This is a genomic window from Streptomyces sp. NPDC048278, assembly GCF_040652195.1.
Classification (GTDB): Bacteria; Actinomycetota; Actinomycetes; order Streptomycetales; family Streptomycetaceae; genus Streptomyces.
The window spans coordinates 1-10,315 of the sequence record NZ_JBEZLP010000028.1 but is presented as its reverse complement, the minus strand read 5'-3'; the positions used below and the strand labels follow the sequence as shown (position 1 = coordinate 10,315).

Below are 10,315 nucleotides of genomic sequence, written 5' to 3'. Positions count from 1 at the left end.
CGGGGCAGCCGCGTCTCCGTGTCGGCTGCGGCCGGTCGAGCGTCAGCCACCGCGCATCGTCCGTCCAGTTGCGGCAGAACACCTCGGCCCCGGCCTGGATCGCCGGCGGTCAGACCGTCAGGACCAGCGCCGCGCCCATGCCGCCGCCCGCGCACATGGCGGCGACCGCGGTCCCGCCGCCCCGGCGGCGCAGTTCGTGCGCGAGGGTCACGACCATGCGGGTGCCGGTGGTGGCGATCGGGTGGCCGAGGCTGCAGCCGCTGCCGAACGGGTTGACCCGCTCCGGGTCGAGGCCCAGCTCGCGGGTGGTCGCCACGGCCACGGCCGCGAAGGCCTCGTTGACCTCGAACAGGTCGACGTCGCCGATGCCGAGCCCGGCCCGGTCCAGGGCCTTGCGGATGGCGGCGACCGGCGCGAGCCCCGTCTCCACGGGGTCCACTCCCACGCTGGCCCAGGACCGTACGGTCGCGATCGGGGTGAGTCCGTGTGCGGCGGCCAGGTCCGAGCCGGCGACGAGGACCGCGGCGGCGCCGTCGTTGACCCCGCTGGAGTTGCCGGCCGTGATGGAGAACCCCTCGATCTCGGGGTGCAGCACCTTCAGCGCGGCGAGCTTCTCGGCGCTGGTGTCGCGGCGCGGGTGCTCGTCGGTGTCGAAGACCGAGGCGGTCCCGTCCCGGCCGGTGACCGGCACGGGCACGATCTCGTCGGTGAACCGGCCCTCGTCGATGGCGCGTACCGCTCGCGCGTGGGAGCGCAGCGCCCAGGCGTCCATCTCCTCACGGGTGAGCCCGGCCAGCCGGGCGGTGTTCCAACCGACGAGGACCCCCATGTCGTCGTTGGGTGCCTCGGGCGTCGGCACATGGGTCGGTGCCATCCAGGGGTCCTGCCAGTCGTCGGTGCCCGGGATCCGCCGCCGGGCCAGCGGGGCCGTCGACGAGGAGTGCGTGCCGCCCGCGATCACGGCCCGGTCCATGCCGGCCCGTACACCGGCCGCGGCGGTGGCCACGCTGGCCAGTCCGGAGGCGCAGTGCCGGTTGTGGGCCAGGCCGGGGACATGGGGCAGGCCTGCCCGGAGAGCCGCGTGCCGGGCGATGTCGCCACCGCCGGCCAGGGACTCGCCGAGGACGACGTCGTCGATCGCCTCGGGTGGCAGTCCGCCGCGCAGAGCGGCCTCGCGGACGACGAGGGCGGCGAGTTCGAAGGCGTCGGTGTCCCGCAGGCTCCCCCGGCGGGCGGTTCCGATGGCGGTGCGGCACGCGGAGAGAAGAACGGCATCAACCATGGAATAAAGAGTACTCAACTCGATGATCGATCGACAGGTCGCGGCCGATTCCGGCCGAGAATCTCGACCACGCAACAGAAAGAGGATACCTTGTTCGGGTGAACTTCGAGCTCAGCGAAGAGCAGGATCTCCTCCGTGCGGCGTCGCGTGAGCTGCTGTCGGAGCGGGCCCCGATCGAGCACGTGCGGGCCTGGGCAGACCGCGCGGAGGACGTCGATCCCGAGGTGTGGCGACTGACGGCCGGCCTCGGCTGGCCCGGTCTCGGCCTGCCCGAGGAGTACGGCGGCGCCGGCCAGGGTCTGGTCGAACTCGCCCTCGTCGCCGAGGAGATGGGGCGTGCGCTCGGCCGGGGCCCGGTCACGCCCACCGCGGTCGTCGGCCGGGCGCTGGCCGCCACGGGGTCGGCCGCGCTGCGCGCCGAGGTGCTGCCCGAGCTCGCCGCGGGCTCGGACTGGGCCACCTGGGCCTTCGCCGAACCGCATGCCCCGTGGTCCCTGGACGGCATACAGGCGACGGCCCGCTCCGCCGGGGACGCGGTCGTCCTGGACGGGGTGAAGACGGCGGTGCAGGACGCGGGCGGCGCCCGCTGGTTGCTCGTCACCGCACGCCAGGACGGAGTCCCGGCGTCCTTCCTCGTCGACCGTACGGCCCCCGGTGTGACCGTCCGGCGGCAGCGGGTCCTGGACCTGACCCGCTCGTTCCACGAGGTCCGGTTCGAGGGCGTGCGCGTGCCGCCGGACCGCCGGCTCGGTGCCGGGCCCGGCGAGATCCAGCGGCTGCTGGACGAGGCGTCGGTGCTGCGCTGCGCCGACGCGCTCGGGGTGATGGAGCGCATGCTGGAGCTCACCGTCGGACACACCACGTCCCGCGTCCAGTTCGGCCGGCCCATCGGCACCTTCCAGGCCGTCAAGCACGCCTGCGCCGACATGGCGTTGCGGGTGCACGGCGCCCGGGCCGCCACCGCCTACGCGGCGATGGCCGCCGACGCGGGCGCCGCGGACGCCGGCCGGGCCGCCTGCGCCGCCGCCGCGTACGTCGCGACCGCGGCGGGCGAGGTCGCGGGCCGGGCCCTCCAGCTGCACGGCGGCATCGGCTTCACCTGGGAGCACGAGCTCCACCTCCACCTGCGCCGGGCGAGGGCCGACAGCCTGCTGCACGGCGACGCGGCCGTCCACCGCGACCGGCTGTGCACCCTGCTGCGTGCCTCTCCCGCATCCGTGTGAGCGGACGATCCGAAAGGTTCCCCATGGAGATCAAGGGAAAGAAGGCCGTGGTGTTCGGCGGCGCCTCCGGCATGGGCCGGGCCACCGCCGAACTCCTCGCGGCCCGCGGCGCCGACGTCGCCGTACTGGACCGTCCGGCGTCGGCCGGCGGTGAGGTCGCCGCCGCGCTCGGCGGCAGCTTCCACCCCGTCGACGTGACCGACTTCGCGGCGGCCGAGAGCGCGCTGGAGGCGGCCGTACAGGCGCTGGGCGGGCTGCACGTGTCGGTCACGACGGCGGGCGGCGGCAGTGTGCGGCGCACCCTCGGCAAGGACGGTCCGCACGACCTGGAGACCTTCCGCCGGGTGCTCGACCTGAACGCCGTCGCGACCTTCAACATCAGCCGGCTGGCCGCCGCGCACATGAGCCGCAACGAGCCCGAGGAACCCGACGGCGAACGCGGAGTCATCGTCAACACCTCCTCGATCGCCGCCTTCGAGGGGCAGGTCGGGCAGGTGGCGTACTCCGCGGCCAAGGCGGCCATCGCCGGCATGAGCCTGACCATGGCCCGGGATCTCGGCTCCCTCGGCATCCGTGTCGTCGCCATCGCGCCGAGCCTGTTCGAGACCGGTGCCACCGAGAAGATCCCCGCCGAGACACGGGCCGCCCTGGTGAAGGACGCCGCGTTTCCCCGGCGCCTCGGCCGGCCCGAGGAGTACGCGAAGCTCGCGCTGGCGGTCGTGGACAACCCGATGCTGAACGGCCAGTGCCTGCGTCTCGACGCCGGCCAGCGGTTCGGACCGAAGTGACCAAAGTGATCGACGTGATCGACGTGATCGACGTGATCGACGTGATCGAAGTAACCGACGTGACCGACGTGTTCGGCACGGCCGAAGTGATCGAAGTGAGGTTCTGATGCCGGACGACACACCGCACCAGGGCAGGGTCGCCCTGATCACCGGCGGCGGCCGGGGCTTCGGCAAGGCGTTCGGCGAGGCGCTGTCGGCGCTCGGGGCGCACGTCGTGCTCGCCGACATCGACGGCGACGCCGCGGCCGAGGCGGCCCGGGAGCTGACCGCCCGCGGCCGGGGCGCGACCGGGGTCGCCTGTGACGTCGCCGACGAGGACGGCGTCGGCGCCGTGGTGGACGCCATCGCCGCACGCCACGGCGGACTCGACATCCTCGTCAACAACGCCGGTCTCCACGCCGCCTACAACAAACCCTTCACCGAACTGGGCCTGGCCAAGGTCCGGCGGGTGGTCGACGTCAACATCATGGGCACCGTCATCTGCACCATGGCCGCCCACGACGCCATGAAGGGCCGTACCGGCGCCTGCGTCGTCAACATCTCCTCGTCGGCGGCCTATGCGAACCGCAGCATCTACGGCGTGTCCAAGCTCGCCGTGCGCGGCCTGACGGTGGCCTTCGCGCGGGAGTTCGCCGCCGACGGCATCCGGGTCAACGCCATCGCGCCGGGCCTGATCTTCACCGACGCGGTGCGGGCCCAGCTCTCCCCCGCCGAGGCGGAACGCGTCCTCGGGGAGCAGATCCTGCCGCAGGAGGGCCGGGAGGAGGACATCGTGGAGGCGCTGCTCCACCTGGTCTCCTCGAAGGCGTCCTTCGTGACCGGTGAGACCCTGCGGGTGACCGGCGGGTTCGCGCTCTCCGTCTGAGCGCATGGCTGTGGCCGTGACCCCGGTGAGGGCCACGGCCACAGCCATGCGCTCAGACGGCCACCGGCTGGGCCTCCGCCTGGCCGGCCAGTTCCTGCTCCTCCGACTTGATCGCCTTGAGCAGGACATAAGGAGTGGCGATCTTCCAGACGAAGTACGTCAGCGAGGGGATCGTGTTCGCGAGGACGCCGTTCCACGCGAACGGCCCGCTGTGGACCACGAAGACGAAGGCTCCGGGGATGAGGAGCACGCCCAGCGCGACGCTCAGCCAGCCGTACCACTTGGGGAAGACCTGCTTGTCCCGGTGGTCGATGAACGCCGTGTAGCCGATCGACCAGACCTGGAGGACGAAGATGCACGCGTTGCCCACCAGCATGAGGTTGAAGGTGTCGGTCAGCGCGGCCAGCACGTCGGGCGAGTGGATCTCCGGCCGGTACGCGGCGGCGGAGAGGATGGCGAGGGGGAAGAAGAAGCCCAGCGGGGCGACCACACCGGTGGTCAGCTGGATCATGGACAGCAGGCCCCAGCCGCCTTCGACGCGCTTCATCTGAAGGCTCGTCACGACGACGTACGGGTACTCGAAGGGCACGGCCAGCACCATGATCACGGTGCACCACAGGATCCCGGTGCGGTGGTCGTGCAGGAACGTGACGAGGTCCGCGGGGCTCATCTGCGGGTCCACCGGGGTGAGGAGGTGGCCCGCGCCGAAGGCGGCGATGAAGCCGACCAGCAGGACGACTCCGCACCAGGCCGAGATGCGTTCCAGTCTCAGATAGAGGTCTCTTCTCAACTGCGGCTCCCTTGTGGGCCGGCCGGCGTCCGCCGGCCGGCTGCTCCGACCGGTGCCTACCGACCGATCTCGTCCCAGCCGACGAGCCTGTCCAGCAGCAGCGCCGCGCTGGAGAGGTAGTCGCCGTATCCGCCGCGGAAGAACAGCAGCGGGGTCTTCAACGACTCGACGCACAGGTCGTGGACCCGGCCCACGACCAGCAGGTGGTCGCCGATCTCGACGACCTGTTCCACCGCGCAGTCCACCCAGGCGACGACCCCGTCCAGGACGGGACTGCCCAGCGGCGAGGGCCCCCAGGCCATGTCGGTGAACCGCTCGCCCGCCGGGCCGGCCGCCATCCGCCGGGAGAGCCGCTCCTGGTCGCCCGCGAGCGCGTTGGCGCAGAAGCGGCCCGCGGCCCTGATCGTCCCCAGGGTGGTGGAGGAGCGGTCGGCCAGGAAGGACACCAGGGGCGGGTCCAGGGAGACCGAGGTGAAGGTGCCGACGATCATCCCGTGCGGGCGTTCCGCGGCGTCCGTGGTGGTGATCGCGACCACGCTGGTCGGGAAGTTGCCGAGCACGTCACGGAACCGGCGGCCCTCGATCACGTCCACCTCCCGGGCACGGACCGCGCCGTCCCTCATATCAGGACCCGCATCGCCTCGGGCAGTTCGAGCCCCATCTGGGCCAGGGCGTTGGCGTGGTACGCCGTGCCGGGCACGTGGATCATGTGCTGGAGTCCGACGTGCGCGTCCCGCCAGTACCGCTGGATCGGGTTGCTCTTGCGGATGGCATTGCCGCCGGACCGCGCGAAGATCTCGTCCAGGGCGGAGACGGCCCGCCAGGCGCAACGCACCTGGTTGCGCCGCACGTTCGCCCGGTCCTCGATGGTGATCGGCCGGCCCGCCTCGGCCTTGTCGTACAACCGGCTGATGCCGTCGATGAGTTGGACCCGGGAAGCGGCGATCTCGGCGGCGGCCTCCCCGGCCGCGTAGAGCACGTACGGGTCGTCGCGGACCTGGACGCCGGTCACCGCGACCCGGTCCTTCTGCTGGCCGAGGTGGAGGGCGAGCGCGCCCTCGCAGATGCCGATGACGGCCGCGGTGATCCCGAGCGGGAACATCGAGGCGAACGGCAGCCGGTAGAGCGTGTCGGTGAGCCCGATCGCCTCCGCTGCCGCCCCGTCCTGCACGGCTTCCTGCCGCACGGTGCGGTATTCGGGGATGAACGCCTTGTCGACGACGACGTCCTTGCTGCCGGTGCCGGAGAGGCCGACGACGTCCCAGGTGCCGTCGATGATCTCGTAGTCCGAGCGGGGCAGCACCACGTGCATCACGGTGATCGGCCCCGCGGGCCTGCCCTTGCCGTCCCCGAGGAGCGCCCCGAGGAAGTCCCAGCGGCAGTGGTCGCTGCCGGAGGAGAACGGCCAACGGCCACTGAGGACATAGCCGCCCTCGACCGGTTCGGCGATGCCGTTGGGCATGTACGGGGAGGCGATCCAGGTGTCCGGGTCGGCGTCCCACACCTCGTGGGCGAGGCGCGGGTCCATCTGGGCCAGCTCCCACGGGTGGACCCCGACGACACCGCACACCCAGCCGGCGGCTCCGTCGTGCCGCGCGACCGCCATCACCGCCTCCGCGAAGTCCCGCGGATGCGCGCCGAAACCGCCGTACTCCTTGGGCTGCAACAGCCGTATGACCCCGGCGGAACGCAGCAGTTCGACGGTACGGTCGCTCAGCTTGCCGAGTGACTCGTTCTCGTCGGCGAGTGCGGCCAGTTCCGGACCCGACTCCTCGACACGGCCGACCACTTCGTGCGTCACTCCGCCCACCTCCTGGTGACTGGTCCATCGCCCGCGCGGCGTGGCGCCGGCGGCGGGATGTCTCAGTGTCGGGGCAGGGGGCGGGCGGCGGCCGGGCGCTTTCCGCTGACCGGGACTGGGCCGTCTCAGCGGGTCACGCGGGGCCGCAGCGCGGCGGTGGAGCGGGCCCGGAGGGCGGCGAACCAGACGCCGGCTCCGTAGGCGAGGTCGTCGAGGCGGCGGGCGACGCCGTAGCGGAGCGGGTCGAGAGTGGCTTGATCCGGACGGTATTCGAGGGCGATGTCGGCCAACGCGGCGACGGCGGTGGCCCGGCGCACCCGGCCGGAGAGCACGCAGCCGACGGCCGTCACCGGCCACCAGTGGCGGGTCAGCAGCGCACCGGTCTGCGCGAGGGTGGCGAGGGTCCCGTTGCCGGTGAGCCGTACGGCCAGCCGGTAGGGGTGCTCGGTGCCGTCGAGCTTGCGGGCGATGCGCACGGTGACGATCCCGAGGACGGCCGCGGCGGCCGGTGCCGACCAGCGCCGCCCGGCGAGCAGCGCGGCGGCGAACGCCGTGCTCCACGGGGCGAACACGACGGGGGCGACGGACTCGGGGTGCCGTTCGGCGAGGGGCTGCGCCCCGGTGCCGTAGAAGGCCTTGCGCCGCAGCCAGTCCCCCAGCCGCGCCCGGTGTTCGTGGGCGGCCCGGACGGCGGGTTCGTACCGCACCCGGCGGCCCTCGGCCACCAGCCGCCAGCACAGGTCGACGTCCTCACCGACCCGCATGCCGGCGTCGAAGCCCTCGCCCAGCGCGTCGACGCGGGCCAGCACGCAGGCGGAGGAGGCCCAGGAGACGGGCGTGCCGGGCCGTACCGGGGCCGGGTGCGCGCCGAGGTCGAGCGAGGACCGCGAGTTCTCGTACCGTTCGATCCAGCTCGTGGCCGGGGCGGTCAGTCCGGTGATGCGGGGTACGGCCATCGCGACCCGGGGGTCGGTGAAGTGCCGGAGCAGGGTCGGGACCGTGCCGGGGTCGAGCACGATGTCGGAGTCGGCGAAGACCACGTACGGGGTGGTGACCAGGCGCAGTCCGGCGTTGCGTGCCCCGGCGGGGCCGGCGTTGACGGGCAGGGCGACCAGCCGGGCGCCGTGCCGGGCCGCCACGGCGGCCACGTCGGAGGGCTGCCGGGAGGCGTCGTCGACCATGATCACCGGGCGGCCCGGGCCGATGCTCCGCAGCAGGCGGTCCAGCTGGCGCGGGCGGTCGCGGACCGGCACGACCACCGTGTACCGGGGGTCCGCCGGCGCGGGCAGCGAGCGGACGACGGGATGCGCCATGCCGGTCTCCAGCAACCGGTCCGCGAGCAGCGCCCCCGCCGCGTCCCGCACGACCAGCACGCGCCCGGTGAACAGCCGCCGCGCCTTCGGGGTCAGCTTGAGCAGCCGGGTCGGGAATCCGCCGAGCAGCGCCCGGCCGCCGTCGACCACCCTTGTGTGCCGGTCGAACTCGACGACGAAGCCGAGGGGAAGGGTCATCGGCGGGCACCTTTCGCAGCGGTGGGCGACCTCAACGGTCGGTGAGACGGCCCCGGTCGTCGGGGGTCCAGGCGGTGATGCGGCGGACCGTCCTGGAGACCAGCGCGGCCATGGCCCGGCCGCCCTCCTCCGCCGTGGCGCCGGCCGGATCGCCGAGGACGCCGGAGGCGGAGACCGCGCGGACGCCTCGCGCCACCAGTTCCGGGAGGAGGACGGGCAGCGGGCGGGTGTCGCCCGCGACGGCGGCGTCGAGGCGGACGCGTCCGGGTTCCAGGTGCAGCAGCAGGGAGGTCTCCGTGCGGCCGGCGTGCGCGTCGCCGCCGGGCACCTCGCAGGCGGTCCAGGCCGCGTCGTGGCCCTCGGAACGCAGCTGGGCGAGGGCTCCGTCGAGGGTGGCCGTGTTGCCGCCGTGACCGTTGACGAACACGATGCGGCCCGCCCACAGGGCGAGCGAGCGGGTCAGTTCCACGAGGACCGCGCGCAGCGCCTCGTGCCCGATCGAGACGGTCCCGGGGAAGCCTGCGTGCTCGCCGCTCGCGCCGTAGGCCACGGCCGGTGCCACCAGCGGCGGGCCGTAGGGTCCGGTCGCGAGGGCATCGGCCGTCCGCCGGGCGACGGCACGCGCGACGACGGTGTCGGTGTCCAGCGGCAGGTGCGGACCGTGCTGCTCGGTGGACCCGACCGGGACCAGGACGAGCGCCCCGGAGGGCACGGCCGGCCAGACGGCGTCGGCCAGCGCGGGCGGCACCGGGTCCTCGGACATGGTCAGGCGGCCGTGGACCCGGCGTCGGCTGTCGCGCGGGCCGACGTCGGGTGCGCGGTGTCGCCCAGCGCCAGCCGGAAGCCGGGCGGTATCGCCAGGTCGTCGGGGGTCAGTTCGTGCACGGAAGCGTGACCGAGGCCGAGGACGGCCGAGTCCAGGCCGCCGCGCATGATGTCCAGGACGTTCTCGACGCCGGCCTGCCCGTTGGCGGCGAGGCCCCACAGGTAGGCGCGGCCGATCAGGACGGCGCGGGCGCCGAGGGCGAGTGCCTTGGCCACGTCGCCGCCGCGGCGGACGCCGCCGTCGAGCAGGACCTCGATCTGGTCGCCGACGGCGTCCGCGACGGCGGGGAGCAGCCGGATGGTGGCCGGGGTGGTGTCGAGGTTGTTGCCGCCGTGGTTGGACACGGACAGCGCCGAGACGCCGGCGTCGACCGCCCGCCTGGCGTCGTCCACCCGGGAGACGCCCTTGAGGAGGAAGGGGCCGCCCCACTCCTGACGCAGCCACGCCACGTCCTCCCAGGTGGGCGGCGGGGTGCCCATCCACTCCCCGTAGGCTCCGAAGAAGGTGGGGGCCTCGCCGCCGGGAGCGGTCAGGTTGGGGACGGTGAGGTCGGGGACGCGGCCCGACCTGGCGTACCGCCACAGCCAGCCGGGCCGGGGCAGGACGTCGGGGGCGAACCGCAGCATGGTCCTGAGGTCGAGCCTGTCCGGGATGGCGGGGCTGCCCCAGTCCCGGCCGTGGGAGAAGGACCAGTCGAGGGTGACGATGAGCGCCTTGGCGCCGGCCGCGCGGGCGCGGTCCATGCGCTGGACCATGGTGTCGCGGGTGCCGCTCCAGTACAGCTGGAAGAAGAAGTCGGGCTGGGCGGCGGCCACTTCCTCCACGGGCTTGCTCGCGAACGAGCTGAGCCCCATGATCACGCCCCGGTTCGCGGCGGCCCGGGCCACGGCCACCTCCCCGTCCGGGTCGACGGCCTGCACCCCGGTCGGCGAGATGAGCACGGGCAGTGCGGTCGGCACGCCGAGGACCGTCGTGGACAGGTCGCGCTCCGCGTGGTGGCCCACCACGCGCGGCGCGAAGCCCAGTTCGGCGAAGGCCTCCGTGTTGGCGTCGATCGTGCGGCCACGCTCCGAGCCCGCGACGAGCGCGCCGTAGACGGAGCCGGGCAGCCGCCGTTTCGCCCGCCGCCTGGCCTCGGCGACTGTTTCGAACCAGGGGTTTCTAGGCATGTGTCGCGCCCTTTCCGGTGGGTGTCGGGTCCAGCCCGGCCAGCGGGCTCTCGGCGCAGG

Annotated in this window: 10 protein-coding genes; 3 read left to right on the top strand and 7 right to left on the bottom strand. The window is 73.5% G+C overall.

What is annotated here, in order from left to right; all coding sequences use genetic code 11:
* Positions 1-109: 109 nt before the first annotated feature.
* Entirely contained in the window at positions 110-1,282 is a 1,173-nt protein-coding gene (locus AB0D74_RS36075) for a thiolase family protein (RefSeq protein ID WP_362596325.1), read from the bottom strand.
* Positions 1,283-1,380: 98 nt separating this feature from the next.
* Here AB0D74_RS36075 and AB0D74_RS36070 point away from each other — a divergent pair, with 98 nt between their 5' ends.
* The 3 genes from AB0D74_RS36070 to AB0D74_RS36060 all read left to right on the top strand — a co-directional run bounded on the left by AB0D74_RS36070 (position 1,381) and on the right by AB0D74_RS36060 (position 4,158).
* Positions 1,381-2,505 (top strand): acyl-CoA dehydrogenase family protein, encoded by a 1,125-nt coding sequence (locus AB0D74_RS36070; RefSeq protein WP_362596323.1) that lies wholly within the window; start codon positions 1,381-1,383, stop codon positions 2,503-2,505.
* A gap of 23 nt (positions 2,506-2,528) precedes the next feature.
* A complete protein-coding gene (locus AB0D74_RS36065) occupies positions 2,529-3,293 on the top strand; it encodes an SDR family NAD(P)-dependent oxidoreductase (protein WP_362596321.1) in 765 nt (254 codons plus the stop codon).
* Between the two features lie 106 nt (positions 3,294-3,399).
* Positions 3,400-4,158: an SDR family oxidoreductase gene (locus tag AB0D74_RS36060; protein ID WP_362596319.1), complete on the top strand. Its 759-nt coding sequence runs from the start codon at positions 3,400-3,402 to the stop codon at positions 4,156-4,158.
* 52 nt (positions 4,159-4,210) lie between these two features.
* Here the strand turns inward: AB0D74_RS36060 and AB0D74_RS36055 are convergent, their stop codons facing one another.
* The 6 genes from AB0D74_RS36055 to mftD form a co-directional block, all read right to left on the bottom strand.
* Positions 4,211-4,948: a hypothetical protein gene (locus AB0D74_RS36055; RefSeq protein ID WP_362596317.1), complete on the bottom strand. Its 738-nt coding sequence runs from the start codon at positions 4,946-4,948 to the stop codon at positions 4,211-4,213.
* Between the two features lie 56 nt (positions 4,949-5,004).
* Positions 5,005-5,571: a flavin reductase family protein gene (locus AB0D74_RS36050; protein ID WP_362596315.1), complete on the bottom strand. Its 567-nt coding sequence runs from the start codon at positions 5,569-5,571 to the stop codon at positions 5,005-5,007.
* Positions 5,568-6,749: a hydroxylase gene (locus AB0D74_RS36045; RefSeq protein ID WP_362596313.1), complete on the bottom strand. Its 1,182-nt coding sequence runs from the start codon at positions 6,747-6,749 to the stop codon at positions 5,568-5,570. The genes AB0D74_RS36050 and AB0D74_RS36045 overlap by 4 nt, the downstream gene beginning before the upstream one ends.
* 125 nt (positions 6,750-6,874) lie before the next feature.
* On the bottom strand, positions 6,875-8,260 hold the full coding sequence (gene mftF / locus AB0D74_RS36040) for a mycofactocin biosynthesis glycosyltransferase MftF (RefSeq protein ID WP_362596311.1): 1,386 nt from the start codon (positions 8,258-8,260) through the stop codon (positions 6,875-6,877).
* A 31-nt stretch (positions 8,261-8,291) separates the two neighbouring features.
* Positions 8,292-9,023, bottom strand: a complete 732-nt coding sequence (gene mftE / locus AB0D74_RS36035; RefSeq protein ID WP_362596309.1) for a mycofactocin biosynthesis peptidyl-dipeptidase MftE — start codon at positions 9,021-9,023, stop codon at positions 8,292-8,294.
* A gap of 2 nt (positions 9,024-9,025) precedes the next feature.
* The gene (gene mftD / locus AB0D74_RS36030; protein WP_362596307.1) at positions 9,026-10,255 is read right to left on the bottom strand and encodes a pre-mycofactocin synthase MftD; all 1,230 of its coding nucleotides are present in this window, start codon (positions 10,253-10,255) and stop codon (positions 9,026-9,028) included.
* Between the last annotated feature and the right edge of the window lie 60 nt (positions 10,256-10,315).

Bases quoted from the DNA above. Each gene is read 5' to 3' on its own strand.
- AB0D74_RS36075 (WP_362596325.1), bottom strand. From the start codon at position 1,282: ATGGTTGATGCCGTTCTTCTCTCCGCGTGCCGCACCGCCATCGGAACC.
- AB0D74_RS36065 (WP_362596321.1), top strand. From the start codon at position 2,529: ATGGAGATCAAGGGAAAGAAGGCCGTGGTGTTCGGCGGCGCCTCCGGC.
- AB0D74_RS36060 (WP_362596319.1), top strand. From the start codon at position 3,400: ATGCCGGACGACACACCGCACCAGGGCAGGGTCGCCCTGATCACCGGC.
- AB0D74_RS36050 (WP_362596315.1), bottom strand. From the start codon at position 5,571: ATGAGGGACGGCGCGGTCCGTGCCCGGGAGGTGGACGTGATCGAGGGC.
- mftF (WP_362596311.1), bottom strand. From the start codon at position 8,260: ATGACCCTTCCCCTCGGCTTCGTCGTCGAGTTCGACCGGCACACAAGG.
- mftE (WP_362596309.1), bottom strand. From the start codon at position 9,023: ATGTCCGAGGACCCGGTGCCGCCCGCGCTGGCCGACGCCGTCTGGCCG.
- mftD (WP_362596307.1), bottom strand. From the start codon at position 10,255: ATGCCTAGAAACCCCTGGTTCGAAACAGTCGCCGAGGCCAGGCGGCGG.